Genomic DNA, 25,609 nt, shown 5'->3' with positions numbered 1-25,609 from the left:
GTGAGGATTGTGTCCACGTCGTTGGATGGGCGTGGTCATCTACGATGGGGAAATCGCGCCCGGTTCGCTGTCGGACTGCTCGGAGTTGAAATTCTCGCAACGTTTCCGAGCCGACCGTCGGACCCTTCTTCCGCATGCTTTCTTCGCTGCGTGACGGCTGTGTCGATACCGGCGCCGCGTCTCGGAGTTCAGGGACGGGCAGCCGCGGTGCCGCACCTTCGCCTGCACGCCGCGCCGGGCTGCGCGGACTCGGCGACGCATACGACGACGTCGGCCTTCAAGACCCCATCGAGGTCTTGAAGGCCGACGCCGCATTGGGTCCCGAATTACCCCACATCACCTCGGGGTGGTCTCCGGGCCCGTCGGCTGAGTACCCAGCGAGAGTCGCATCTCAGCCGCAGGTGGTGAGTCAGCCGCCGATCGGGCCCAGGGGGATGTCCGAGACGGTGAGGCTGACCGACTTGATGGAGCCGCCGGTCAGGATCGGAATGCCGTTCGGGCCCGGGGCGAAGTTGGCGGTCAGGCCATTCAGGGAGCCGCTGACGGAGAGACCACCCGCGACGTTGTCGAGGTCGTCGTCGGCTATCTCGCGGGTCTCAATGCCGGAGGTGTTGCTCATGATGATGAGCGTCCTTCTTCCTTCATGGTGGCGTGCAATGCGTGCCGCACTGCGGCGGAACCCTTGAGCGACTCCCGCCACGCACTAGATTGCACGCTCGATCGTGGTATCGAGAACGAAATTCCAGAGCCTTCACGTATTGCACACGCCAGTTTTTTAAGCGGAAGGTCAAATTCAAGCAAGCTCTGGGATTGATCAACGATCGCCGCGCGTGCGGTAATTGCTCATATGCGGAGCTCACGCCACGACCGCGTCCTTTCGTAGAAATGCGGCGAGACGCGGCCCGGTCGTGCGACGGCTGGGGACCCCGGCACCGTGGTGCGGTTGCCGCCGCGTTCGAATGCCGGGGGCGGGCCGTTCCGGGAACGGGTGCCGGAAGGCGCCCGCGCAACTAGGGTCGGTCACATGACACTCGCACGGCAGGAACGGGAGCGGTTTCTGGCAGAACCCCACGTCGGGGCGCTCTCCGTGGTCGAACGGCCGGACCGCGCACCGCTGACGGTGCCGATCTGGTACCACTACACGCCGGGCGGCGAGCTGTGGGTGCGTACCGGGCCCGATTCGCGCAAGGCGCGGGCGATCCGGACCGCGGGACGCTTCAGCCTGATGGTGCAGCGGACCGAACCGACGGTGCGCTACGTGTCCGTGGAGGGCCCGCTGACCAGGACGGCCCCGGACAGCCCCCAGCGCTCGTGGGACATGGCGGCGCGATACCTCCCGCCGGACGAGGTCGGCGCGTTCGTCGAATACGACCGGACCCATCTCGGCGAGCACATCGCCCTCTACATGCAGCCGGAGCACTGGGTGTCGGCCGACCTGGGAGCCTTCTGAGCCGCCGGCAGCGTCACCCCGGCCGTGGCGCACCGACCGCGGCCTCCACCCCGCGCCGCCCCGCCTGAGCTGTCTGGGACTCCGCCGCGCCGTGACGGTGCACGTACCACAGGCCGCGGCGGAGGCCCGGACGGCGCGGTGCCGGCGCCGTCGCGAGCCGCGACGGTCGCTCCTCCCTCCCATGGTGCATCCGGCCGTGCGTCGCGGCGTCCAGGCGGGCTGCGCTGCCGTCTTGCGTGCCTGCGCCGGTGTCCGGAAACCACCCGATCCGATCGCGCCGTTCGGCGCGCGGGCGCCGTGCCGGCACCGGACGTCGCGGCAGTGCGGACGGCGCACCGCCCCGACCCGGTTCCGGTGCGGTCCCCTCGCCGTCGCCGACGTCGTTCGCACTGGTCCGGCGCGGGGCTGGCGTTCGCGGAGACACCGCCGTGGGCGCGGCGGACCGTCGAATCGTGCGATCCGGGCCCCAACCCGCCTCATTCCGCGGTAAATTCGGTGGCGATCACTTTCGGCCTGTGTGTTACTTCGCCGCATGACGATCTCGCTGACCACCGGACGTGTTTCGGACGATGGCGACGAGAGCGACTGCACGACGTGGGAGGTGGGGGTCGTCCCGGCCCGCGTCGTCAGCGAGTTCCCCCACCAGGCATGGCTCACGCCGGTGCCGGTGTTCGCCCGGTCATCTCTTCTGTCACCTCCCCCGTCATCCCCGCGGGCGGTCCGCGGTGTTGCCTGCGCATCGGCCTCCCCTCGACGGTTAGGCAGGCCGTCGACGCCTGCCTGGGGCACGTTGGCGTGGGGCCGGGTGACCGACCGGGAGTCCGCCGGGAGTTGGGTGACCTGGCGGCGGACGGCGCGACCGCCGCCGTCGGGGAGTGACGTGCTGCCTGCTCGTTACTCCCCGATCCCCAACCTCTCCGAGAGGATCCGCACATGTTGGACGCAAGCCCTCCCCAACGCAGTAGAGCGCTCCCTTCACTGACCGGTATGCGGTTCGTCGCAGCGCTGTTGGTCTTCATCGCCCATGTGTCAGCGGCCTGGATGTTCACCGACCAGAGCCTGAACAAGGGGCTCAGCACCTACCTCGGCATGTTCGGCAGCCTCGGGGTGTCCTTCTTCTTCCTCCTCAGCGGGTTCGTGCTCACCTGGTCCGCCCGGGACGGCGACCGCCCGGGCCGGTTCTGGCGCCGCCGGTTGACGAAGATCTACCCGATGCACTTCGTCACCTGGGTCGCCGCGCTGCTGCTGGGCCTGGCTGCCGGACAGGCCCTGACGGCCGGTCAGTTCCTGCCCGGGTTGTTCCTCGTCCAGACCTGGGTGCCGGATCCCCTCGTCCTCAACGGCGTCAACAGCCCGGCCTGGTCGCTCTCCGTCGAGCTCGTCTTCTACCTCTGCTTCCCCGTGCTGATAGGCCTGGTCAAGAGGATCCGCCCGGAGCGCCTGTGGTGGTGGGCCGGCGCCATGGTGCTCGGCGCACTGCTGGTCGCCACGGCCGCCGAGACGCTGCTTCCCCATATGGCCGTGCCGTCGCTGAAGTACGGCTGGCTCCAGTTCTGGATCGTCTACTTCGTCCCGGTCAGTCGCCTCTTCGAGTTCGGCCTGGGCATCCTGCTGGCGCGGATCGTCATGACGGGCCGCTGGATTCCCGTGAACCGGTGGGTCGCCGCTCTCACCCTGATCCCCGGCTACCTGCTGTCCCTGTGGATTCCCACCACCCACGGTGTGGTGCTGCCGGTGCTCGTCCCGCTCGGCCTGACCGTCGCGAGCTGGGCGTACGCCGACGCGGAGGGCAGAACCAGTCCGCTGGGCGGCCGCACAATGGTGTGGCTGGGAGAGATCTCGTTCGCCTTCTACATGCTGCAACTCGTCGTCGGGCCCGTCGGCCCCGCCAAGTACGGCAGCCGACAGCAGTGGGACACCGGTGAGGCGCTCCTGCGCGCCACCGGCTGGTTGGCCCTCACCCTCGTCCTCGCCTGGATCCTGTACCGGACCGTGGAGCTGCCGATGGTGAAGCGATGGTCCCGCCCGCGCCGCCGTCCGCAGCCCCAGGCAGTGCCGCTAGTCCCCGCTCCCGGCCCCGTGAGCGAGCGGAGCGACGTGGTCGACCGGCCGCCCACGCCGGCCAGTTGACGATCGCCGGTCAGCTGACCCGAGCCCGCTGACCGGCACCTGCGGGCACCGGCCGGCTGAGGGCAGGCACGCCGGCCACGGCGAAAAGGGGGGCGTGGTCACCCTGACCGCGCCCCCTCCGGTCCGGTTCCGACTGCCTCCGACCGCTTCCGACTCCCGAGAAGGGGAGGAGCCTGACGCCAACGGGGTCGGCGGCGGGATCCGCAAGACCGAGCAGCTGCTGCCGCTCTTCGAACAGATCGTGAACCTGATCCGCCGCCATGCACCCCAGGCCGCCATCGCGTTCAACACCGGAGGCGGGGACAGCTTCGAGGCGGCACAGCGGTGGCTGTGAGTGCCGTCCGCCCGGTCACGCCCTGATCCGCCCCGCACCTGGGCGAACGGGGTCAGCCCGGGGCGGGCGAGTTGCTCCTCCACAGAGGCTTCCGTCTCGGCCGCGCGGGGCACCAGCGTCAAGCCGTCGGACGAACGGTGCCCTTCGGCTTCCCGCGCCGATGGCTTCGGAGTTCATGCCGTTGGTTGCACGCGGGTGAGGTGGAGGCCGATGCCGTAGCCCTTGATGACGGTCAGGGTGTAGGCGTTGACGGGGACGTGGTCGGCGTCGTAGGCGATGCCGGTGATGGCCAGTGCGGGGTCGCCGGGGGATGCTCCGCATCGTTGGGCGTCCTCGGCGTCCAGCAGGGTGGGTTCGACGCGTTGCAGGCTCTCGGCGACCTGTCGTCGTGCCAGTGTCAGTGCGTCGACGAGGGTGGGGCTCGCCGCGAGTACGTCGGTGGTGATGCGGTCGGCGACGGCCTGGGGGACGATGTCCGTCGCGATGCCGTAGGGGATGTCGTCGCGGAGCCTGGTGGCGCGGTAGCGCACGACGGGTGCCCCCACCGGGATCTTCAAGCGTGCGGCCAGGGCGTGGTCGGCGTGGAGGGTGTCCTGGACGCGGGTGCGTTCGCGGACGTGGTGGGCTTCGTTGTCCAAGTCATCGAGGAAGCCGGTGTAGACCGGCCCCGACTGTGGGGACAGCGGTTCGATGGGCAGCGGGTCGGCGACGTAGCTGCCCGAGCCGCGACGGCTGACGACGTACCCCGCGTCGCGCAGTTCGGCCAGTGCCTGGCGAACGGTGCCGCGGCTGGCCGCCATGGCGCCGGCGAGATCGTCCTCGCTGGGCAGCCGCTTGCCGGGAGGGTAGTGCCCGGCCAGGATGCGGGCCTTGAGCGACATCGCGATGCGCACGTACAACGGGCGTTCTGGTCCTGGGGGGCGTGCCACGGTGGGTTCCTCTTTCTAGCCGGTGCTGACCGCGGTCGCGGCGAAGTCGCTCATGGGTGGGTCTGCTGGAGTTCGCGGGCCACGGCGGTTTTGATCCCGGCCGGTGCGTAGGAGGCGCGCAGTGCGGTGGTCTGGGCGTCCAGCAATGCCTGGCGGGAGAATGCGTGCACGTCGTGAGCGGTCCGCAGCTCGTCGTTGAGCGTGGTCTGGAAGTAGGCGGGGTCGTCGGTGTTGAGCGTCACCGCCAGTCCCGCGCGGGCCAGTTCGCCCAGGACGTGGCTCTCCGCGTCCTTCACCAGGCACAGGGCCACATTGGAGGTGGGTGCCACCTCCAGGGGGATCCGTTCCTCGGCGAGGTGGGCGACCAGGGCCGGGTCGTCCAGGCAGCGGATGCCGTGTCCGATGCGATCGGCCTTGAGCACCCGCAAGGCTCCCCAGATGCTGGAAGGGCCGGCGGTCTCTCCGGCGTGCGGGAGCGAAGCCAGTCCGCTGGCCTTGGCCTTGGCGAACGAGGAGGCGAACAGCTCGGGCGGGAAGCCGTGTTCGACGCCGCCCAGTCCCAGTCCGACGACTGCTGCGGGAGCGTCCGGGCCCAACAGGAAGTCGACGGTGTGGTGGGAGTCGGGGTCTTCCATGTTGCGGACGATGTCGCAGATCCAGCCGATCTCCACGCCATGGTCCGCACGGGCGCGTCGACGTCCTTCGTCGAGCCCCGCGGCGTACTCCGCCAGTGCGATGCCGCGGTGGTGGTGGCCCATCGGGGAGGTGGTGACCTCCGCGTAGCGGACGTTCTGCGCGGCGAGTTCCGCGGCGAGCGCGACCGTGGCGTCCGCGAAGTCCTCCGCACTGCGCAACACCTTCAGCCCCGTCATGAAGAGCCGGCCGAAGTCCTCGAAGCTGCCGAACTGGTACAGCTCGGTGAGCTCTTGCGCGCTGCGCGCCCGCAAGGGGACGCCGTTGCGCGCCGCCAACGCGAACAGCGTCGCGGGCCGCAGCGAACCCTCAAGATGCACGTGCAGCTCCACCTTCGGCAGCCGCTGGATCCATTCGTCGATTTCCATGATCCCCCAATCTGTATGGTTCACAGTACAGATGCTTTGTACTGTGAACCATACAGATTGACGAACGGAAGCCTTCACGCCCGTAACCATGTGGGCCCGAGGCCCATGGGATCGCTGCGGAGTCCGCCGGTCAGGAGGAGAGCGGCCGGGGCCGGGACGCTCGGAGCGTCATCGTGAGGGAGAGCATGAGCAGGGCGACTTCGGCGACGATGCTTTCGACTCCCGGGGGATCGGTCCAGTAGCTGTCGTCGGTGCCGTAATCGGGGATGTTGGGGATCCGCGCGAGGACGTTTCCCAGCAGCGGGCCGTTCGCGACCCATGAGGCGAGCAGCCACACGTCCGCGTACCGTCCGGTGCGCAATCCGGCAAGTAGCAGCCCGGCGCAGACGACGCTGCCACCTTCGAGAAGGTAGTAGGCGACGGCGATGTAGTGCGGCGTCTCGTCACCGGGGATTCCGCCCTGGTCCTCTACGTGTACCCAGGCGATGGCCAGGCACAGCGCCGCCGCCACCACCCGAGCGGCGCGGTCGATCGACGTACAACGGCGGCTCATACGGCATCACTCCCGGCGTGGTGGCCGACGACGAGGACTGTGGTTCGCAGCGCTGTCTGTCGCTGCGTCAGGTGCAGCGGCGGCGCACGCCACCGACCGGCAAGGTGCCGTGCTGTCCATGCGTCCGCGCTCACTGGTCGCCTACGGGTGGCTGGCGTCGCGAGAGCCGGTGATCGGCCCGTGGCGTGCGGGCTCACGTCCCGCTCTTCATCGTGTCGTCTCCTTGGTCGGGTCTCCGGCGTCCTCTCCACGACGGTGACGTGAGGTACCGCTGGTGGTCGTCAGGGACGTCGAGAGCAGGGCGAGTCCTCGGGCCGCACGAGCCAGTCCGTGACGGGGCCGGCGGCGATGCGCGAGGTGGGGTCAGGCCGTCAGGTCCGTGGCGAGTTCGTCGGGGTTGAGCACGTCCTCGCCGTACAGGTCGTGCAGCCAGTTGGTTTGGTAGATGGTGTCGAGGTAGCGCTCGCCGAGGTCCGGTGCGATGGCTACGGCGGTGAGGTCCTGGTCTTCGTGCCGGCTCAGCCACTGGGTGGCTCCGCTGACCACCGTGCCGGTGGAGCCGCCGAAGAGGAACCCGCGTCTGGCCAGGCGGTGGCAGGCTCTGATGGTGTCCGGTTCTTCGACGTGGACCACCTCGTGCACGTACGACTCGTCCAAGAGCGCGGGGCGGACGCTGGTGCCCAGACCGGGGATCATGCGTCGGCCCGGTCTGCCGCCGAACGTCACGGAGCCGGCGCTGTCGACCGCGACGATCCGCACCTGTCGGTGCAGTGTGCGGAAGTAGCGGGCGCAGCCCATGAGGGTTCCGGTGGTGCCGGCTCCGACGAACAGGACGTCCAGTTGGGGGAAGCGGCGCGCGATGGCCGGTGCGGTGGTGCGGTAGTGGGCCTTCCAGTTGTCGGTGTTGGTGTACTGGTTGAGCCACACGTATCGGTCGTCGGATGCGCAGAGTGCCTGGACGTGGGCGATGCGGGCGCCGAGCAGGCCGCCTTCGGCTGCCGGTTCGGAGATGATGTGCACGCGGCTGCCCATGGCCTCCATGAACCGTCGGGCGGACAGGTTGCATCGGGAGTCGGTCACGCACAGGAAGCCGTAGCCCTTGCTGGCGGCTATGAGGCTCAGGGCCGCGCCGAGGTTTCCGGAGGAGGACTCGACCAGGATGGATCCGGGTTTGAGGACTCCGATCCATTCTGCGGCCTCCACCATTTCGGTGGCCGCCTTGAGCTTGATCGACCCGGCGAAGTTGAACCCCTCGCACTTCAGGAAGAGGGAGTGCTGGACGATCGGTCGGAGATCGACGTACAGGTCCTCTTCGTTGAAGTCCGTGGGAACGGAGATGATGGTCATGATGCCCCTCTGATCGGTGGCAGTGCTGCTGTCCGTTCAGCCGTAGCGGCGTAGCTCGTGGAAGAAGTCGTCGACGACGTGCAACTGGCCCGAGCGGGCCGCCTCGTCGTAGACGTGCTTGCCCACCGCGAGGTCCAGCACCCCGAGTCCGAACGGTGAGAACACCACCGTCCGGTCGGCCGGTACCGTCACCCGTCCGGTCAGTACGTCGTCGAGTGTGCCGGTGAGGAAGTCCCGGCCGCCGGACTGCTGTTCGGCCAGGTGGGGCGAGGTGTCGGCCTTCAGGCAGTGTTCGACGTCGTCGACGATGTTGGTCGAGGTGAGGATGATCTCGGGGTCGAGGTCGCGCAGTGAGACGTGCAGGACCAGCGGGTGGTGGTCGAACCAGGAGGCGTCACTGACGTGGGGGCGTCCGGCGATGGTGGCGAAGACCACCAGCTCGCTGCGGCGGATGAGCTCCTCGGCGCTGTCGACCACGGTGATCGACGGCGTGTTGTCGGCGGACTGGTCGAGATAGGTGCGGAATCCGGCGGTGCTGTCGGGGGACAGGTCGTGCAGGGCGACCTGGTCGAACTCCCAGCCGGTGCCGGTCAGGAAGGTGTGGATGTAGCGGGCGATCAGGCCGGTGCCGAAGAAGCCGATGCTGCGGGGACGCGGTCGGCCGCGGCTGAGTCGGTCGGCGGCGAGCGCCGCGGACGCCGCGGTCCTGGTGGCGCTGATGATGGAGCTTTCCAGGCAGGCGAAGGGGTAGCCGGTCTCGTGGTCGTTGAGGATGAGGACCGCCGAAGCGCGGGGGATGCCGGCTGCCACGTTGGTGGGGAAGCTGGAGATCCATTTCAGGCCGTCGACCGGTGACTGGCCGCCGAGGGAGGCGGGCAGCGCGATGATGCGGGAGGTGGGCCGGTCGGGGAAGCGCAGGAAGTACGAGGGCGGGTTGACCGACTGGCCGGCGCCGTGCAGCCGGTAGGTGGCCTCGACCAGGTCGACGATCTCGCGCTGGCGGCCTGCCAGAGCGCGCTGGACCTGGGCTCCGGAGATCACCGCGAACGGGGGGACGGTAGGCGGCGCCGTCCTGTCGGTGGACGCCTGCTGCTGGGGAGTGGCGGGACGAGTGGTGGTCACTTGACGGTCACCTCGATGGTCGGCGAGCAGTCGGACAGGTGCACCGGGTCGGTCATCGCGACGACGATCTCGCGTGAGCCCTCGAAGGGCTCCCTGCTGTGCGCGGTGCGGATGTTGTCCACGAGCATCAGATCCCCGGCCTGCCACGGCTCGCGCACGGTGTGGTTCTCGTAGACGGTGTTGAGGAGTTGGACGACGTCGGCGTCGATCGGGTCGCCGTTGCCGAAGAAGGTGTTGAACGGCAGCCCCTCGGGGCCGTAGACGTCCACCAGGTATTCGTGGATCTCCGGCGCGATCGTCCACTCGTTGAGGAAGGCGATCTGGTTGAACCAGCAGCGCCGACCGGTGACGGGGTGGCGTACGACGGCACTGCGCCGTTGGCGCGTCCGCAGTCCGCCGTCGGGCTGCCACTCGAACGCGATGGCGTTGGCCCGGCAGTACCGTTCGACGGTGGCACGGTCGTCGGTGCCGAACGCCTCGGCGACGGAAGCACCGATCTCGTCGTTGTAGGTGCGGGTCAGCAGCCATCCCTGCCGCTCGAACCGCTTGACCAACCTGCGGGGGAGCGCGTCCAAGACGGCCGCGGCGTCCGCCAACCCGGTCACCCCGCCGCGGTCCGGCGCACTCAGGCAGGCGAAGAGCATCAGGCCCGGCAGTTCCAGGGCGTAGCTGAGTTCGTGGTGCATGCACATCGGCTGGTTCTGCGGCCACTTCGACGAGGAGTAGACCCCCACCGCGTACGTCTGGCGCGGAGCGAAACTCTCCTTGTCGGCCATCAGGTGCGGGGACAGCACCCGGAAGGCCGCGGCGGCCCCGGCCGCGTCGCGCAGGCCCAGGCCCCGCACCAGGACGGAGCCGTGCTCGGTGACGGTGGCACGCAGCGCCGCACGGTGCTGGACCACCCAGACCACCGGGTCGGTGGCGGACTCCGCCAGCAGCATCGGCGGCCTGCCGGGCCGGGCGGGCACCTCGTACGCGGCGGCTTGCGGCGGTGACGAAGACATCAGTGGTTCCTCTTCTCTCCCGGTGTTGCTTCCGGCTCGGTACGCGCCTTCACGCCGGCATGGGCGGGCGGACCGTACGCAGTACGGCCTGTGCCGTCTCGGCGGGGCGGGTGCGGGGGAAGTAGTGGCCCCCGTCGGAAAGTTGGTGCAGCTCGACGTGGTCGGCAAGGAGCCGCCACGCGTCGTGGCGGTGCGCGGCGTCCGCGGTGGTCGGGTCGTCGTCGGCGACGATCACGGTGAGGGGGGCGGTCAGCCGCTCCCTCGGGGGGTGGTCGAGGAGGTCGGCGAAGTAGTGGTGGGCGCAGAGCGCGTCGTGCCGGTAGGCGGCAGCGGCGCGGGCGGCGCGCTGCGGGTCCAAGTCGCCCAGTGCGCCGTGGCCGCCGTCCGCGCTCAGCTCCTTGGCGATCTCCGCGTCGGTCCGGGCGGTGAGCGCGTCGGCGGCGGCGCGTCGGCCGGCGGCGTCACCGGGCAACTGGGCGCTGAGGTAGACCTGTTGGACGGGTACCTGTCGGGCCTGGAGCAGTTGCGCGGCCGCCAGCGCGTACGCGGTGCCTGAGGAGTGGCCCCACAGCAGGATCTTGGTCAGCCCGCGCCGGGTGATCTCCGTGACGACCCGCTCGACCACGTCTTCCCGTGCTGCGAAGGGTTCGGGGTCGGTGGTCAGGTCGTGGCCGGGCAGTTCGACGGCGTGGACCGCCAGTCCGCTGGTCTGGAGCGCCCTGGCCACGGGTTGGAAGTTGACCGCGTTGCCGCCGGCGTAGGGGAAGCACACCAGGTGCCCGGTGGGGTCGCCTGCCGGTTCGGCGAGGGTGTGGAGCAGCCCGCGGTGGGGCTCACGGTAGCCGTCGAGCAGTTCGGCCAGGTCGGCGAGGACCGGATGGTGGGTGAGGTCTTTGAGGGAGACCGCACGGTCGAGGGCGATCGCCAGTTTGACGGCCGACAGGGAGGTTCCGCCGAGTTCGAAGAAGTGGTCGCGCCGCCCGATGCGGCCCGCTGGCACGCCGAGGACCCTCGCCCATGCCTGGGCCAGTCGCCGTTCCGTGGAGGTGCGCGGTGCGCGGTAGTTGTCGGCGGTCTCGGGGTGGGCGGCGAGCGCGGTGAGCGCCTTCTTGTCGATCTTGCCGTTGGCGGTCAACGGCAGGTGCTCACGCCAGTGGAAGGCATCGGGCACCATGTACGGGGGCAGTGACTGCGCCAGCTGCTGCCGTAGGGCCTCGGTCTCCAGGGGGCGTGGGCCGCTGTAGAAGGCCACCAGGCGCTTGCGTTGTTCGTCGCCGGCGACCGTGACGGCACCGTCACGGATGCCGGGCGCCCGCAGCAGGGCGTTCTCGATGTCGCCGATCTCGATCCGGAAGCCTCGGATCTTGACCTGGGCGTCGCGGCGTCCGAGGAATTCCAGCCGGGCACCGGGCAGCCAACGGCCGTAGTCGCCCCCCTTGTAGAGCCGTTGCCCCGGGTAGTGCGGATCGTCCAGGAAGGCCGATCGGGTGCGTTCGGGGTCGTTGACGTAGCCGCGGCCGACGCAGACACCGGAGAAGACGATCTGGCCCGGGGCGCCCAGTGGCACCGGTTCCAGGGTGTCGTCGACGACGTAGACGCGCACGTTGTTCACGCACGGCCCGAGCGGGACCCGACCGCCGTCCGGTGCCCGGTCCATGACCTCGTGGTTGGTGTCGTCGGAGGTCTCCGTCAGGCCGTAGGCGTTGACCAGCCTGATGTCCGGCAGCGCGGTGAACCAGCGCTGGGCGAGCTCCGTCTTGAGTTCCTCGCCGGTGACCGAGACGCACCGCAGGTCCGGAAGGCGGCGGGGGTGGAGTTCGAGGTGGGTCAGGAGGGCTTCGAGGTAGGAGGGGACGACTTGGAGGACGGTGATGCGTCCCGCGGCGAGGGTGTCGACGAAGCGGGGGACGTCGAGGATCACCTGCTGCTCGACCAGGTGGGTTCGTCCGCCGACCAGGAGCGCGCAGACCAGTTGCCACAGGGAGATGTCGAAGCACTGGGGTGCGGTTTGGGCGACGACGCCGCCTTCGGCGATCCCCACGTCACCGATCTTGGCGTAGAGGTGGTTGAGGAAGCCCGCGTGCTCGCACATCGCGCCCTTGGGCTCGCCGGTGGAGCCGCTGGTGAAGTAGATGTAGGCGAGTTGGTCCGCGGCGACCTCGACGCCCAGGTCGTCGACGTCGTCGATGCCGACGTCGTCAGCGCCCAGGACGGCGTCGATGCCGAGCGCGCGGGTGGCGGGCAGGTCGGTCAGTGCCTGGTCGAGGGTGGCCGTGCTCCCCGGTTCGGTCAGCACGAGGTCGCATGCGGCTCGGGTCAGCATGGCGGTGATGCGCTCGGGTGGGAAGTGCGGCTCGATGGGGAGGTAGACGCCGCCGGCCTTGAAGACGGCCAGCACGGCGGACATCCAGTCCAGATTGCGTTCGGTGACGACGGCCACCACGCCCTCGCGGGTCAGCCCCTCGGCCAGCAGGGCCCGCCCGAGGCGATTGGCGCGGGCGTTGAGCTCCTGGTAGGTCCACTGCCGGCCGTCGTGCACGGCGGCTACGGCATCCGGATGGCGGCGCACCCGCTCCTCGAACAGCTCGTGGAACCGGCGGTCCGGCAGGTCCAACTGGGGCCCGGCGAGCGCTTCGAGCTGGAAGTCACGTTCGGCCGTGGACAGCAGGCTCTGCGCCGCGTGCTCGGCGCCGGGATCCGCCGCGAAGCGTGCGAGCGCGGTGAGGTGGTAGCCCGCGATGCGGGCGGCGAACTTCGCGTCGAGCGCCTCGGTCCGGTAGCGCAGACGCAGCGTGATCCGTCCTTCGTGCCGCAGTACGGCCACCCTGAGCACGGTGCTCTCGGCCAGCTCTTCGGCGGTCCCGGAAAGGTCCAACTCGGTCTCGAACGCTGGTTGTTCCAGGCCGAGTTCGTCTCGGAGGGCGTCCAGCGGGAAACTTCGGTGGGACAGGAGCTCGGCGGCTGCCCAGGCGGAGTCCTGCATCAGCTCGTGCCAGGTGCTGCGGGCGGTGGAGACCCGGCAGGGCAGTGCCGTGCCGCCGTCGGCGGGGAGGTAGCCGGTGACCACCGCCTGCTCTCCGGAGAGCGCGGCGAGGACTTTGGCGTGGGCGGCCAGCAGTGCCGCATCCAGGCGTACGTCCAGGCCGACGGTCTGCTGCCGCAGCCGCGCCACCAGGCCGTCGGGGAGGGACAGTTCGTACGCGGCCTCGCCGACGGCCGGATCGGGTGTCCACCGCGGGATCGCGGTGTACCCGCCGGCGGTGAGCACTCTCAGCCAGTGCTCGCGGCCGGCATCCTTCGGATTTCCCATGGATCTTCCCTCGGGTTTCTCTGCTCGCCGGGATGACGGCGCTGATGGGCGTTGGCCGTGGCGGCCGGCGGTGGTGGGTGCGGCTGGCGGTCCGGTCGGTCGCAGGGGGTACCTCGTCCGCCCGGTGCGTGCCGGGGATCGGTCGTGCCGTGGTGTGCGGGGGCGCTGTGACGGGCCTGCGGTCGGCCTACGGCACGGGGGCCGCTGCGGTGTCCGTCCTGGGCGACCGTTGCCCGTGCCGGGAGGCGTCGGCGGCCGGGTTGCCCGCCCACCGGGCGTTGCGGGGCACCTCTTCCCCCTTCATCAGGAAGGAGTCGGCGGCGAGCACCGCGCCGCTGCCCAGCGTCACGCCGTAGTGGACGAGCGCGCCGACGCCGAGGGTGCACCCCGCGCCGAGCGTGCTGCGGTCGGACTTGAAGGTGCCGTCCTCCTGCGAGTGGCACTGGATCTTGCTGCCGGCGTTCAGGGCGCAGTCGTCGCCGATGGTGGTGAGCGTGCGTTCGGTGATGAAGCAGCCGTCGTCGAAGACCCGGCGGCCGAGCCGGACGCCCATCAGCCGCCACATGACGTTCTTGAACGGGGTCCCGTTGAAGGCGTTGAAGTGGGTGTCGGGGACCTTCCACAGTCGTTCGTGGTGCCAGAAGTAGGGGTCGTAGATGGAGCACACCTGCGGCCGCAGCGCCCGGAAGCGCGTGATGCACCGCTCCACCGACGCGTAGTAGACGACGGTGAACCCCAGGGAGAACACCAGCAGGACGGCGTCCAGGAGTTGTCCCCACGCGTCGTCGCGGTAGAACGTGGCCACGCTCAGCAGGGCCAGCGCGAAGAAGTGGAACCACCGCAGGAGGAGCAACAGGCCGATGGAGCGCAGGTTGTAGCGGTTCTTGGCCGTGAGCCGGCGGCGCAGTTCGTCGCCGCCGCGCAGGTGGTCGAAGCGGGCGTCGCGCTCCACCGTCCGTGGAATCTCGAAGCAGGGCGAGCCGAGCAGGCCCACGCCCGTCCGGATCTCCCCTTCGAGCGGGACCATCACCTTGGTCGCCAGGAGGCAGTTGTCGCCGGTCCGCCCCCCGGCCGGGTAGGCGATGAAGTTGCCGAGGAAGTTCTGCCTGCCGATCGCGGTGCGCGCCACGCTGAAGGAGGTGCTGGAGATCTCGGCGTTGATGATCGACAGTCCGTCGGCGACCATCGTTCCGCTGCCGACGAAGCTCAGGAACGGAGATTCGTGCTGGAGACCGCTGCCGAAGTTCGAGCCGGTCTGCTCGACGCGGGAGAGGTCGTACCCCAGACCTCGGAGGTAGTGGACGATGTAGGAGCTGTCACCGAACAGCCAGATGAAGAACTTGAGGTTCGTCATGCGCGCGACCGCGCGGTGCACGCCGTACCGGAAGCCGTACAGCGGATAGACCTTCCCCGGCTCGATCACCCGGTGCAGCAGACGCGGGACGGTGCACAGCACGGTCAGGCCCACGACGATGACGCCGAAGAACAACGCGAGGGAGAAGACCAGGGTGTCGAGGTAGAACGCCGCCGAGGTGACGGACTCCTCGCTCAGGGCCTTTCCGCCCACCGGCATGGACACCTTGGTCAACAGCACACAGGCACCACCGATGACCAAGGGCAGCCCGACGAGGAACGTCCTCAGCAAGCTGACCCACCCGAAAGCGGCCCGCCGGAACGTGCTGCACCGCGCCGGTGCGACCCGTACGTAGTTCAACTCCGTGCGCTGGACGGGGGATCCGTGCCACCGCTGACCGCTCGGTACGGCCTCGCCCCGTTGCAGGGTGGAGGTGTGGCCGAGCTGCGCCCCGTCCCCCATGGCGGTGTCGATGTCCAGGACGGTCCGCTCGCCGATGAACACGTCCCGGCCGAGGGCGACCGGGCCGGTCTGGATCCGCCCGGCCTGGGCCCGGTAGCAGAGGAAGAACGAGTCCTTGCGGATCACCGTCCCGGCGCCGACGGTGAGCAGGTCGGTGCAGACGGGGACGTGACGGGACAGGACCGTGACGTGCTTGCCGATCTTGGCGCCCAGGGCCCGCAGGTAGAGCACGTACACCGGACTGCCGACGAACAGCACCATGGGATTGGCCTGCACCAGCACCTTGACGATCCAGAAGCGCAGGTAGGTCAGCCCCCAGACCGGGAACTCACGCGGCGTCCAGCGGCCGATGAGCAGCCACTTGGCCACGATCGGGAAGAGGCTCAGGCCGATGCACTCGGCGCTGCCGAAGAGCACCGCCCGGCGGTAGATGCCGATCACCCCGGAGCCGTCGGACACCCAGTCGTAGCCCCTCGTGGTGCACAGAGCGGTGAGGTAGGAGTAACCGAGGAAGAACAGCAACTGTGCGGCCCCGCACAGGACGTAGCGGATGCTGCTGCCCCGCGGTGGCGGTTCGACCGGTGCCGGGGCCGTCGGGGCGGCGGGTTCGGACGCGGCCTGCTCCAGCGCCGCCGCGAGGCCGCGGACGGTGGGGTGCTGGTAGATGTCCTTCATCGATACCGGCGGCAGCTCCGGTCGTTTTCTGACCCGGGCACAAAAGTGCGCCATCACCATGGAGTCGGCGCCGAGGTCGTTGAAGAAGTGGCTGTCGACCGGCACTCGCTCGGCGCCCACCAGTGCGGCTAACAACTCGGCGAAGATCCCTTCCGTGCTGTGTGGCGCATTCTCCTCTTCGTGGGGGGCGGGAAAAATATCGGTCGGCTCGTCGGTCGAAATGTCGGTGGATTTGGTCAACTTGTGCACTCCGTAGGTTGCGCGCATCAGGGAGATCCCCGGTGCAGTTGTGTGGCGTGCCGACTTCCGAGGTGTGCCCGCCCGGCCTTTTGGGGCATGGCTATTGATACAGGTGTACGTTGCGGGATTTGTTCGGTGAACGGGGTGCCGAGATCCGGGTGTCTCGCCAGGGCGGAGGACATGTTGTGCCAGGAACAGGTCTGCGAATATCCAACGGCCGTGGGGAGGAGAGAGGGAGCGGCATGGATGGCGTGGCACATCCCGTATTCCCGACCCTACGTTCGAGAAGATCTGTCACGCGATATCAGTTCCATGGGCCGGTGACCAGGGTGAGACGCGAACTCGGCGGGTGAGGCGCGTTGGGCGGGGGAGGGAATCCAGGGACAGTCTTTGTCTTGGCCGAGGCCGACATCCTTTTCGGGCCGCGATCCGTCGCAGCCGGGGAGACCGACGAGCCCAGGCGAAGCCCCAGCCTTGAACGGACGCCGCGACCGCTCCGGACGTGGCCCTGGCCTGCGATCACGGGCGTCGGCCACCGTGCCACCTGGGGCTGGGCTGGTCGCTAAGCGCGGGGCGAAGCCCGCGACGGCGCATCGCAACCCCTGGTGTCGCCATGGCGACACCCACGGTGTTCAGGCGACGAGATCGAAGCCTGCACCACATGGCCTGTGGATTCACGCAGACCGGAACGGTGCGGGGAAGTCGGGGCGGCCGAGCCGGCTCCGCCGAGAAGCGCAGCAAAGCGCCGCGGCGCCCCCCGGTCGCCAGCGCCACACTCTGCCGATCCGCTCGTTCCCCGTCGGCGCACCGTCACGTCAGCCCGGTTTCCATCCCAGCCCCACGCCCTGGACGGGCGACTTCGCTTCGTCATCGAGAATCCTTGAGAGCCCAAAACCCCTTGGGCGAGCGGAAACCCACGCGCCACCAGAAGGCGGAACCCCCGAGTCCGCCTCCAGTAATAACCGCCACTCTACCGCGTGACTTTCACGTAACAACCTGGTGCGGTTCTAGTGGAAACCAAATCCACGTATACAGATCACCGTCCCCGGCCCCTTCTGGGCGTGAAACAAACGGGCGTATCGAGGGGTTCGATATGGCTGGTTGTCAACGTCTCGATATCAGGCCAACCGGCGCCTTCCGGCAACGTCGAAAGCCCTGGCCAATACGTAACGCAAGGGCCGGTAAGTATTCGCCATCTGCGGCTTTTCGCCGCTCTGGTCCGTCGCGTATGGGCCACACCCGTAAAACTCCGCAAGGAAGAAGCGAACTATTCGGTCAACCCTGAAGCGTCCACTGTTCACCGAGTCGCACATGGGGCGGGTGGGATGGCGCAAAGAGTGCCGAATTCGCCGATATCGCCTGCGCCTTGACGCGGGCCGCGGTGCTTCCCGTGCTGGTCTGGTCTCGGTCGCAGGCGTTCCCGGTCATCGAGTCTCCGTCGTCCCACGGCCGCCACACCGTTGGTGTGGCACGAAGCGTGGGGTGTCTGTCGTTGACGTCGGACGGAGCCGGATCGCAGGGTGGAGGGGTGGAGCAGCACCGCATCGTCTTTGTGATCTTCGAGGGGTTCCAGCCCCTTGACCTCTTCGGCCCGTACGAGGTCTTCCAAAACGCCCATCAACTCACCGGCAGATACTCCTGCCAGGTCACGGCACCACGCCCGGGACCGGTACGGTCCGGCAGCGGCCTTCCGGTCCACGTTCCCCACGCCGTGGCCGATCTGGACCCGGCGGGGATCGACACGCTGGTGGTGGCCGGCGGTGGAGGAGTCGACCAGGCCCGTCACGATCCGGTACTGACAGGCTGGATCGCCGACGCGGGGGCCGGCGCGCGACGCGTTGCCTCGGTGTGCAGCGGGGTGTTCCTCCTGGCCGCCGCCGGGCTGCTGCACGGGCGGCGGGCGACCACGCACTGGGCGCGCGAGCAACAGCTCGTCCGGGAGCATCCCGAACTGGCCGTCGACTGCGATCCGATCTTCCTCAGGGACGGGCGGGTGTGGACGTCGGCCGGGGTGACGGCGGGGATGGACCTCGCACTCGCCCTGGTGGAGGACGACGTGGGCCGGGAGGTCGCGCACGCCGTCGCACAGGAGATGGTGTTGTTCCTGCGCCGACCGGGCAACCAGTCGCAGTTCAGCGTGCCGCTGTGGTCGGGGCAGCCGTCCACCGATCCCCTCCGCGCCGTGGTCTCGGCGATCCACGCCGATCCCGGAGCCCGACACGGCATCACCGACCTCGCCGCACACGCCGGGCTGAGCCCCCGCCACCTCCAACGCAGGTTCACCGCCGAACTCGGCACCCCGCCCGCAACGTATGTCGAGGGCGTACGCGTCGAGGCGGCGAAACGGGCCCTCGCCGAGACCGGCCACCCCGTCGAGACCATCGCACGGCGGTGCGGCTTCGGCACCGCGGAGACGCTGCGCCGCGCGTTCCACCGCCGTCTGGGTGTTGCACCGTCCGACTACCGCGACCGATTCCGTTCCACCAGGGAGCACACATGACCACCTACGGACTGCTGGTCTTCGACGGAGCGGAGGAGCTGGACTTCACCGGGCCGTGGGAGGTGTTCACCGCCTCCTCCATGCTGCGCGAACACGTCGACACCGCGCTGCTCATCGCCGAACACCCCGACCCCGTCCGCTGCAACAAGGGCATGCGGGTCCTGCCGGACCACACCCTGGACGACCACCCTGCACTGGACGTCCTCCTGGTCCCCGGCGGCAACGGCACCCGCCGCGAAGTGTCCAACCCGGTGCTCATCGACTGGATCCGCAACACCTCCGCCGGCACTGCCTGGACCACCGGCGTGTGCACCGGGGCACTGCTGCTGCACGAGGCAGGACCGGCCCGCGGCCGCCGGGTCGCGACCCACCACCTGTTCGAGGACACCCTGCAAGCCCGGGGCGACGTCACCGTGGTCCGCGACGCCCGCTACGTCGTCGACGGCAACCTGGTCACCAGTCAGGGCGTATCCGCCGGTATCGACATGGCCCTGTGGCTCGTCGGCCGCCTCCACGGCCGCGACCACGCCCGCGCCGTCCGCCGCTACATCCAGTACGAGCCGGCTCCGCCGTACCTCGCCGACGAGCCGGCCCCCGCCTGGCGGCCCTGACAGCCTGTCTGCCGAGGCCGACCGGCACCGGCAGGACTGCGGACAGACACAACGGCCCGCATCGTCCCGCCCGCCGTCCGCTCAGCGACAGGGCGGTGGAAAGGCCGAAGTTCTCCTACGACCGCAACGTCTCCGACGGCGACTCACCGAACTGTCGGCGGTACGCGAGCGAGAAACGGCCCGGGTGCAGGAAGCCCCAGCGGGAGGCGACGGTGGTGACGGTCACGGTACCCGGGTCGGAGGCCAGGAGTTCCTTGCGCACGCGGTCCAGGCGGACCTCGCGCAGGTACGCGAGCGGCGTCGTGTCGAGGTGTCGGCGGAAGCCTTCCTGAAGGGCCCGTACGCCGACGCCGACGCATTCCGCGATCTCTGCGACCGTGAGCGGCTCGGCGGCGTGTCCCTCGATGACCTCCATGGCGCGGCGGACGGCGGGCGGAGCGACGCGCGGTTGCTCGCCGAGCAGTGCCGTCGTGTAGTTGTGGGGCTGGGCCAGCAAAAGCTGGGTCATGAGGAGTGATTCAAGCTGTTTCGTCACCAGGGGCTGGCTGGTCATGCCGCCCGCCCCCTCCGCCTCCCGGCGCATGAGGTCGACGATGTTGAGCCAGGATCGGGAGCCCGGCGTGGTGAGGTTCATGCCGAGGGAGAAGAAGATCGGGCGGCGCACGGTGCGCCCGAGCAGGCTGCCCAGGTGCGATTCCAGCGACGATCGGTCGAACCACACGATCAGCTGTGGATTGCCGTCGCCCCAGCGCATGTCCAACTTTCCGGTCGGAGAGGGGACGGAAGCGAGTTCGGGGGAGGAGATGATCTCCTCGCGGCCGCAGGTGATTTCGGCGTAACCGGCGAGCGGGATCTGGACGAGGAAGAAGCTCTCCAGATCGCCCGGTGTGATCCGCACTTCCGTCCCGTAATCGAGGTAGTACAGACCGGTCCGATCGAAGGGCGCGCCGTGCAGCCGGGCGTCCAGCGTCGCCGAGCGCCGCGTGATGCGCAGTTCGTGCGGACAGAAGGCGCGGGCGACCTCGGCCCGTGCCTCCCAGATGTCCGCTGTGTGGAACCTCTGGTGATTTGCGAGGGGGGACTCTTCAGCGGGCATGTGAACCTCCACCGCCGAGATGCGCGATCGGGACAGCGACCCGCGTGATCCGGATAGCGAAGATGATCTTCCCATACCAGCATTGCTCCCTGACCGCCGAGGACCCGAGAGAATCCAGGGATACAACAATGCAGGGAGTGCCGGGCCGGACCGCGCTCGTCAGGGACGAGGTCACGCCCAGCGGACGGCCCGTCGCACACGCGCTGCGCGCCTCACGTGCGACCGGCACGGCGAGAGCCGCCGAGGTGGCAACCCCACATGTTGCCGCCCCCTTGCCCCTGCCGCCCCTGCTCGCCCTTTCGGTCGGGCCCCGTTAGCCGGCCGGGTCACCCGGGACCCACCCCCCCGGGTCCTCAGGGTGACCCGGCCTCCTGCGGCTGCCCGCCACCCCCCTCGGGCGGGCAGCCGCATTCCACACCGGCGCCCCCTCTCGTGGGCGCCGCCACGCGCCGAAACGCTGCGCGGCGCACGGCATCGCCCGGCACCGCGCGGCACCGCTCGGAAAACCGCACACCCCAACCCCGGAGATCCTCCTCATGCGCAAGATCGCCATCGTCGGAGCCGGCCAGGCCGGTCTCCAGCTCGGCGTCGGCCTGGCCGACCACGGTTATGACGTCACCATCGTGTCGAACCGCACCGGAGACCAGATCCGCGAGGGCCGGGTCATGTCCAGCCAGGCCATGTTCGGCACCGCGCTGGCCCACGAGCGCAACCTCGGGCTCGACTTCTGGGGCGACGCCTGCCCGTCGATCGAGGGGCTCGGCGTGAGCATCGCCGACGGTCAGGGCGGCCGGGCGCTCTCCTTCGACGCCCGCCTGGAGGCCACCGCTCGCTCCATCGACCAACGCGTCAAAATGCCGCTCTGGATGGGCGAGTTCGCGCGCCGCGGCGGCCGTCTGGACCTCTGCGAGGCCGGCATCGAGGACCTGGAGCGGTACGCCGCCGAGTCCGACCTGGTGATCGTCGCGGCCGGCAAGGGCGAGATCGCCGGGTTGTTCGAGCGGGACGCCGCGCGTTCCCCGTACGGCGCTCCGCAGCGCGCGCTGGCCCTGGCGTACGTCACCGGCATGGCGGCGCTGCCCGACCGCCCCGGCGTCAGCTTCAACGTCATCCCCGGTGTGGGTGAGTACTTCACCATGCCCAGTCTCACCACCAGCGGCCCCTGCGACATCATGTTCTTCGAGGGCATCCCGGGCGGCCCGCTCGACTGCTTCGACGGGCTCGCCCCCGACCAGCAACTGGCGAAGTTCCAGGAGCTGTTGCGGACGTATGTTCCGTGGGAGGCCGAGCGCTGCACCGATGTCAAGCTCACCGACTGGAACGGCACCCTCACCGGTCGCTTCGCGCCGACCGTCCGCAAGCCCGTCGCCACGCTGCCCTCCGGCGCGCAGGTGCTCGGCCTCGCCGACGTCGTCGTCCTGAACGATCCGATCACCGGCCAGGGTTCCAACAACGCCTCGAAGTGCGCGGCCTCCTACCTCGCCACCATCCTGGACCACGGCGAGCGCCCCTACGATGCGGCGTTCATGGAGTTGGCCTTCGGCCGCTTCTGGGACAACGCGCAGTCCGCCACGGCGTGGACCAACGCGATGCTGGGTGTCCCGCCGCAGCACGTTCTGGAGATCTTCGGCGCGGCGAGCGCCAACTCCCGTATAGCCGCCCGCTTCGTCAACGGGTTCGACGACCCGCGCGACCTGCTCCACTGGTTCATGGACCCGGTAGCGGCGAAGAACTACCTGATGGAGACCAGTGCCTGAGAGGGCGTCGGGAGACGGTGGGAGCCAGCTGACGCTACGTCAGCAATAGGTGCGTTACGAGAGCAGGACAGCGGGACATGAGAAGGATCGCGGTGGTCGGAGCCGGGCCGGCGGGTACCCAACTCGCCCTGGGACTCCAGGCGCACGGCTATGACGTCACCTTGGTCACCGACCGCGACCCCGACGAGATGCGTCGCGGCCCGGTCATGTCCAGTCAGTGCACGTTCGACACCGCGACCGCGCTGCAGAGCGAGCGTGAACTCGGCCTGCACCACTGGGAGGGCCAGGCCCCGGACATCTCCGGCCTGGCGTTCTCGCTCGTCGGTCCGCACGGTACTCCGAACGTCTCCTGGCACGCGCCACTGGAGGGCCCCGCCCGCTGTGTAGACCAGCGGGTCAAGTGCGCTGCCTGGCTTGAGCAGTTCGCGGACGGTGGCCGCGGCGAGATCGTGCTGCACGAGGCGGGCGTCAACGACCTCGAATGGTACGCCCGCACGCACGATCTCGTCGTGGTCTCCACAGGCAAGGGCGAGCTGAGCCAACTCTTCCCACGCAACTGCGAACTCTCCCCGTACGACCTGCCGCGCCGCGCGCTGGCCCTGACGTACGTCACGGGAGCGGCACCGCGGGCGGGGGAGGGTGCCGTCCACTACCGGCTGGTCCCCGGTGTCGGCGAATACTTCTCCTTCCCGGCCCTCGCCGCCACCGGCCCCTGCGACGTCATGGTCTTCGAAGGCGTCCCCGGCGGCCCGATGGACTGCTGGGACGACGTCCGCACACCCGAAGACCACCTCACCCGCTCACTGGAAATCCTCCACCGGTTCTTCCCCGACGAGTACGAGCGCCACCGCCACGTCCGACTCACCGACAACGGCGGCGTGTTGCGCGACAGGCTCACTCCGACCGTCCGGCACCCCGTTGCCCGCCTGGCCTCCGGCCGCCACGTCCTCGGCATGGCCGACGCCGTCGTCGTCAACGAACCGATCACCGGCCAGGGTTCGCACAACGCGGCCCAGGCCGCGACCCACTACCTCGACAGCATCCTCCGCCACGGCACCGCCGAATTCACCCCGCACTGGATGCGGCGCACCTTCGACAACTTCTGGCGTGGCTGGGGCCAATGGGCCGTCGGCTGGACCAACTCCCACCTGACCGAACTGAGTCCCCACCAGCGCGACCTCTTGACCGCGGCGGCCGACCTCCCCTCGGTCGCCGGCGCCCTCGCCGCCGGGTTCGACGACCCGCGCACCCTCTACCGCTGGTGGTTCGAGGAGGCCGAGGCACTCCGCTTCCTCGCCGAGAAGCGGGCCCAGCACGCCGCCCGCTTCGACGGCCGCACGCTGCGCCGCGCGCTGGGCCAGTACGCCACCGGCGTGACCGTGGTGACGGCCCGCGCCCCCGACGGCCGCAACGTCGGCATGACCGCGAACTCCTTCACCTCCGTCTCGTTGAACCCGCCCCTCGTCCTGTGGTGCCCCGGCAAAAACAGCCCGAGCCTTCCGGACTTCACCGACGCCTCGCACTTCGCCGTCCACGTACTGGCCGCCGACCAACACCACCTCTCCCGCCAGTTCGCCACCCCGGCCGACGACAAGTTCCGCGGTACCCCCACCACCCCCGGCATCGCCGGCACCCCCCTCCTGGACGGTGCGGTCGCCCGCTTCCAATGCCGCACCGTCCAACGCCTCGACGCCGGCGACCACGTCATCTTCCTCGGCGAGGTCGAAGAGTACGAGGCCGACGGCGGTACGCCCCTGGTGTTCCACTCGGGGCACTACCAGAGGGCGACGAGGCATCCAGATCTGTGAACGCGCAGGTGGATCCCCTCTGCTCCCCCGTGCGGCGGAGAGGGATCCCGGCGTCGTCCGGTGACACCGGACTTCCCCCTGGAATGCCCCGGGCGCGATGGCGTCCTTCCAAGCCACGGCCGCCTCGCCGTGACGACAGCGCCCAGCGGCTCGGACGCGCCGCCATCGCGCTCCTGCCGGGAGATGAGCCGCGCCGCGCCGCTTTCCGGAGGCATGCGAATGGGCCAACACACCGCGCGGCCCCGCGGTCCGTTGGTGATCCTTTATTCCGGGCGCCGACGGCGCTCGTTCGCGTGCGTGGAGTGCGCCGAGGGACCGAACGCCCGGCTCGGACGGCTGCGCCGCCTGTCCGCAAGCATTCCGGAACTCCGAGGAAGGAAGCACTGCCATGGCGGCATCGGCACAGATCGGCGTGACGGGGCTGGCGGTCATGGGCCGCAACCTGGCGCGGAACTTCGCCCGCAACGGCTACACGGTCGCGGTGCACAACCGCACCCCCGAACGCACCACGGACCTGGTCGACCAGTTCGGTCACGAGGGCACGTTCGTCCCGGCGGAATCGCCGCAGGACTTCGTGGCCGCTCTGGAGCGGCCGCGCCGGCTGTTGATGATGGTCAAGGCCGGCCAGCCCACCGACGCGGTCATCGAGGAGTTCGCCCCGCTGCTGGAGCCGGGCGACATGATCATCGACGGCGGCAACGCGCACTTCGCCGACACCCGCCGCCGCGAGCAGTCGCTGCGCCGGCGCGGCATCCACTTCGTCGGCAGCGGCGTCTCCGGAGGCGAGGAGGGCGCGCTGCACGGCCCCTCGATCATGCCCGGCGGCTCCGCCGAGTCCTACGAGGTCCTCGGCCCCATGCTGGAGAAGATCAGTGCCCACGTGGACGGCGACCCCTGCTGCACCCACATCGGGACCGACGGCGCCGGCCACTTCGTGAAGATGGTGCACAACGGCATCGAGTACGCCGACATGCAGCTCATCGCCGAGGCGTACCACCTCCTGCGCGCGGTCGGCGGGTACGCCCCCGCCGAGATCGCCGAGATCTTCAAGCGCTGGAACCAGGGGCGCCTCGACTCCTACCTGATCGAGATCACCGCCGAGGTCCTCGCCCACACCGACGCCGACACCGGCCGGCCCTTCGTCGACGTCGTCCGGGACGCCGCGGAGCAGAAGGGCACCGGGCGGTGGACCGTGCAGACCGCCCTGGACCTGGGTTCCCCGGTCACCGCCATCGCCCAGGCCACCTTCGCCCGGGTCGCCTCCTCCCGGGCCGAACTGCGCGAGGCGTACCGGTCGCTGCCCGGCGGCACCCCGCACGAGATGAGCCCGCAGGAGGCGGACCGCTTCACCCGGGACGTCGAGCAGGCCCTCTACGCGTCGAAGGTCATCGCCTACGACCAGGGGTGGACCATGATCCGTGACGGCGCGGCCGAGTACGGCTGGGACATCGACCTCGGAGCGGTGGCGAAGATCTGGCGCGGCGGCTGCATCATCCGCGCCGCTTTCCTCGACCGGATCCGCGCGGCCCGCGCCGCCAACCCCGACCTGGTCAGTCTGCTCGACGAGGAGCAGTTCGCGGCGGAGGTCTCCGACGCCCAGACGGCCTGGCGCACGGTCGTGGCGAGCGCGGCCCGGCAGGGCATTCCCGTCCCGGCGTTCGCCGCGGCGCTCGCCTCCTACGACACCCTGCGCAGCGAGCACCTGCCCGCCGCCCTGGTCCAGGGGCAGCGCGACTTCTTCGGCGCACACACCTACCACCGCACCGACCGCCCCGGCACCTTCCACACACGCTGGGCCGAGCCGGGCCGTCCCGAGGTGCGGACGGACGGCGGGGCCGCGTAGCAGCGGCCCCGCTGGGATCTACG

The 25,609-nt window shown here is 69.6% G+C and carries 18 protein-coding genes; 8 read left to right on the top strand and 10 right to left on the bottom strand.

The window, feature by feature from the left end; translation table 11 throughout:
• Positions 1-409 precede the first annotated feature (409 nt).
• Positions 410-619, bottom strand: coding sequence for a hypothetical protein (locus ACLJT4_RS12940; protein ID WP_016573557.1), 210 nt, complete (start codon positions 617-619; stop codon positions 410-412).
• Between the two features lie 405 nt (positions 620-1,024).
• On the opposite strand from ACLJT4_RS12940, the gene ACLJT4_RS12935 reads away from it, so the two are divergent.
• From ACLJT4_RS12935 to ACLJT4_RS12925, 3 genes are all read left to right on the top strand, one after another.
• On the top strand, positions 1,025-1,450 hold the full coding sequence (locus ACLJT4_RS12935; RefSeq protein WP_411122446.1) for a pyridoxamine 5'-phosphate oxidase family protein: 426 nt from the start codon (positions 1,025-1,027) through the stop codon (positions 1,448-1,450).
• 987 nt (positions 1,451-2,437) lie between these two features.
• Positions 2,438-3,580 carry an acyltransferase family protein gene (locus tag ACLJT4_RS12930; RefSeq protein WP_411122445.1) on the top strand — a complete coding sequence of 381 codons (1,143 nt, stop codon included), beginning with the start codon at positions 2,438-2,440 and terminating at the stop codon, positions 3,578-3,580.
• A gap of 94 nt (positions 3,581-3,674) precedes the next feature.
• A complete protein-coding gene (locus ACLJT4_RS12925) occupies positions 3,675-3,914 on the top strand; it encodes a hypothetical protein (RefSeq protein WP_411122821.1) in 240 nt (79 codons plus the stop codon).
• Positions 3,915-4,087: 173 nt separating this feature from the next.
• Here the strand turns inward: ACLJT4_RS12925 and ACLJT4_RS12920 are convergent, their stop codons facing one another.
• The 8 genes from ACLJT4_RS12920 to ACLJT4_RS12885 all read right to left on the bottom strand — a co-directional run bounded on the left by ACLJT4_RS12920 (position 4,088) and on the right by ACLJT4_RS12885 (position 15,998).
• Complete coding sequence (locus tag ACLJT4_RS12920) at positions 4,088-4,843, bottom strand: GntR family transcriptional regulator (RefSeq protein ID WP_411122444.1); 756 nt, start codon at positions 4,841-4,843, stop codon at positions 4,088-4,090.
• Positions 4,844-4,893: 50 nt separating this feature from the next.
• Positions 4,894-5,904: an adenosine deaminase gene (gene add, locus ACLJT4_RS12915; protein WP_411122443.1), complete on the bottom strand. Its 1,011-nt coding sequence runs from the start codon at positions 5,902-5,904 to the stop codon at positions 4,894-4,896.
• Between the two features lie 130 nt (positions 5,905-6,034).
• Positions 6,035-6,457, bottom strand: a complete 423-nt coding sequence (locus ACLJT4_RS12910; protein ID WP_411122442.1) for a hypothetical protein — start codon at positions 6,455-6,457, stop codon at positions 6,035-6,037.
• Positions 6,458-6,820: 363 nt separating this feature from the next.
• Positions 6,821-7,804, bottom strand: coding sequence for a 2,3-diaminopropionate biosynthesis protein SbnA (gene sbnA, locus ACLJT4_RS12905; protein WP_411122441.1), 984 nt, complete (start codon positions 7,802-7,804; stop codon positions 6,821-6,823).
• 36 nt (positions 7,805-7,840) lie between these two features.
• Positions 7,841-8,926, bottom strand: a complete 1,086-nt coding sequence (gene sbnB, locus ACLJT4_RS12900) for a 2,3-diaminopropionate biosynthesis protein SbnB (RefSeq protein ID WP_411122440.1) — start codon at positions 8,924-8,926, stop codon at positions 7,841-7,843.
• On the bottom strand, positions 8,923-9,930 hold the full coding sequence (locus tag ACLJT4_RS12895) for a TauD/TfdA family dioxygenase (RefSeq protein WP_411122439.1): 1,008 nt from the start codon (positions 9,928-9,930) through the stop codon (positions 8,923-8,925). The genes sbnB and ACLJT4_RS12895 overlap by 4 nt, the downstream gene beginning before the upstream one ends.
• 49 nt (positions 9,931-9,979) lie before the next feature.
• Complete coding sequence (locus tag ACLJT4_RS12890) at positions 9,980-13,240, bottom strand: non-ribosomal peptide synthetase (RefSeq protein ID WP_411122438.1); 3,261 nt, start codon at positions 13,238-13,240, stop codon at positions 9,980-9,982.
• Positions 13,241-13,427: 187 nt separating this feature from the next.
• A complete protein-coding gene (locus tag ACLJT4_RS12885; RefSeq protein WP_411122437.1) occupies positions 13,428-15,998 on the bottom strand; it encodes a Pls/PosA family non-ribosomal peptide synthetase in 2,571 nt (856 codons plus the stop codon).
• 1,501 nt (positions 15,999-17,499) lie between these two features.
• On the opposite strand from ACLJT4_RS12885, the gene ACLJT4_RS12880 reads away from it, so the two are divergent.
• Together ACLJT4_RS12880 and ACLJT4_RS12875 are read left to right on the top strand one after the other, a co-directional pair.
• Positions 17,500-18,471, top strand: coding sequence for a GlxA family transcriptional regulator (locus tag ACLJT4_RS12880; protein ID WP_411122436.1), 972 nt, complete (start codon positions 17,500-17,502; stop codon positions 18,469-18,471).
• On the top strand, positions 18,468-19,082 hold the full coding sequence (locus ACLJT4_RS12875) for a DJ-1/PfpI family protein (RefSeq protein WP_411122435.1): 615 nt from the start codon (positions 18,468-18,470) through the stop codon (positions 19,080-19,082). The genes ACLJT4_RS12880 and ACLJT4_RS12875 overlap by 4 nt, the downstream gene beginning before the upstream one ends.
• 115 nt (positions 19,083-19,197) lie before the next feature.
• Here the strand turns inward: ACLJT4_RS12875 and ACLJT4_RS12870 are convergent, their stop codons facing one another.
• Positions 19,198-20,178: an AraC family transcriptional regulator gene (locus tag ACLJT4_RS12870; RefSeq protein ID WP_411122434.1), complete on the bottom strand. Its 981-nt coding sequence runs from the start codon at positions 20,176-20,178 to the stop codon at positions 19,198-19,200.
• Positions 20,179-20,714: 536 nt separating this feature from the next.
• On the opposite strand from ACLJT4_RS12870, the gene ACLJT4_RS12865 reads away from it, so the two are divergent.
• The 3 genes from ACLJT4_RS12865 (at position 20,715) to gndA (ending at position 25,586) form a co-directional block, all read left to right on the top strand.
• Entirely contained in the window at positions 20,715-21,935 is a 1,221-nt protein-coding gene (locus ACLJT4_RS12865) for a styrene monooxygenase/indole monooxygenase family protein (protein WP_411122433.1), read from the top strand.
• Positions 21,936-22,012: 77 nt separating this feature from the next.
• Positions 22,013-23,743 (top strand): flavin reductase, encoded by a 1,731-nt coding sequence (locus ACLJT4_RS12860; RefSeq protein WP_411122432.1) that lies wholly within the window; start codon positions 22,013-22,015, stop codon positions 23,741-23,743.
• Positions 23,744-24,131: 388 nt separating this feature from the next.
• A complete protein-coding gene (gene gndA, locus ACLJT4_RS12855; protein ID WP_411122431.1) occupies positions 24,132-25,586 on the top strand; it encodes an NADP-dependent phosphogluconate dehydrogenase in 1,455 nt (484 codons plus the stop codon).
• Positions 25,587-25,609 lie beyond the last annotated feature (23 nt).

Source organism: Streptomyces sp. x-19 (assembly GCF_046549115.1).
Classification (GTDB): Bacteria; Actinomycetota; Actinomycetes; order Streptomycetales; family Streptomycetaceae; genus Streptomyces; species Streptomyces albulus_C.
The sequence above is the reverse complement of the archived record's forward strand: the minus strand, read 5'-3'. Positions and strand labels throughout refer to the sequence as shown.

Bases quoted from the DNA above. Each gene is read 5' to 3' on its own strand.
- ACLJT4_RS12940 (WP_016573557.1), bottom strand. From the start codon at position 619: ATGAGCAACACCTCCGGCATTGAGACCCGCGAGATAGCCGACGACGAC.
- ACLJT4_RS12935 (WP_411122446.1), top strand. From the start codon at position 1,025: ATGACACTCGCACGGCAGGAACGGGAGCGGTTTCTGGCAGAACCCCAC.
- ACLJT4_RS12930 (WP_411122445.1), top strand. From the start codon at position 2,438: ATGCGGTTCGTCGCAGCGCTGTTGGTCTTCATCGCCCATGTGTCAGCG.
- add (WP_411122443.1), bottom strand. From the start codon at position 5,904: ATGGAAATCGACGAATGGATCCAGCGGCTGCCGAAGGTGGAGCTGCAC.
- ACLJT4_RS12910 (WP_411122442.1), bottom strand. From the start codon at position 6,457: ATGAGCCGCCGTTGTACGTCGATCGACCGCGCCGCTCGGGTGGTGGCG.
- sbnA (WP_411122441.1), bottom strand. From the start codon at position 7,804: ATGACCATCATCTCCGTTCCCACGGACTTCAACGAAGAGGACCTGTAC.
- ACLJT4_RS12895 (WP_411122439.1), bottom strand. From the start codon at position 9,930: ATGTCTTCGTCACCGCCGCAAGCCGCCGCGTACGAGGTGCCCGCCCGG.
- ACLJT4_RS12890 (WP_411122438.1), bottom strand. From the start codon at position 13,240: ATGGGAAATCCGAAGGATGCCGGCCGCGAGCACTGGCTGAGAGTGCTC.
- ACLJT4_RS12885 (WP_411122437.1), bottom strand. From the start codon at position 15,998: ATGCGCGCAACCTACGGAGTGCACAAGTTGACCAAATCCACCGACATT.
- ACLJT4_RS12875 (WP_411122435.1), top strand. From the start codon at position 18,468: ATGACCACCTACGGACTGCTGGTCTTCGACGGAGCGGAGGAGCTGGAC.
- ACLJT4_RS12870 (WP_411122434.1), bottom strand. From the start codon at position 20,178: ATGCCCGCTGAAGAGTCCCCCCTCGCAAATCACCAGAGGTTCCACACA.
- ACLJT4_RS12865 (WP_411122433.1), top strand. From the start codon at position 20,715: ATGCGCAAGATCGCCATCGTCGGAGCCGGCCAGGCCGGTCTCCAGCTC.
- ACLJT4_RS12860 (WP_411122432.1), top strand. From the start codon at position 22,013: ATGAGAAGGATCGCGGTGGTCGGAGCCGGGCCGGCGGGTACCCAACTC.
- gndA (WP_411122431.1), top strand. From the start codon at position 24,132: ATGGCGGCATCGGCACAGATCGGCGTGACGGGGCTGGCGGTCATGGGC.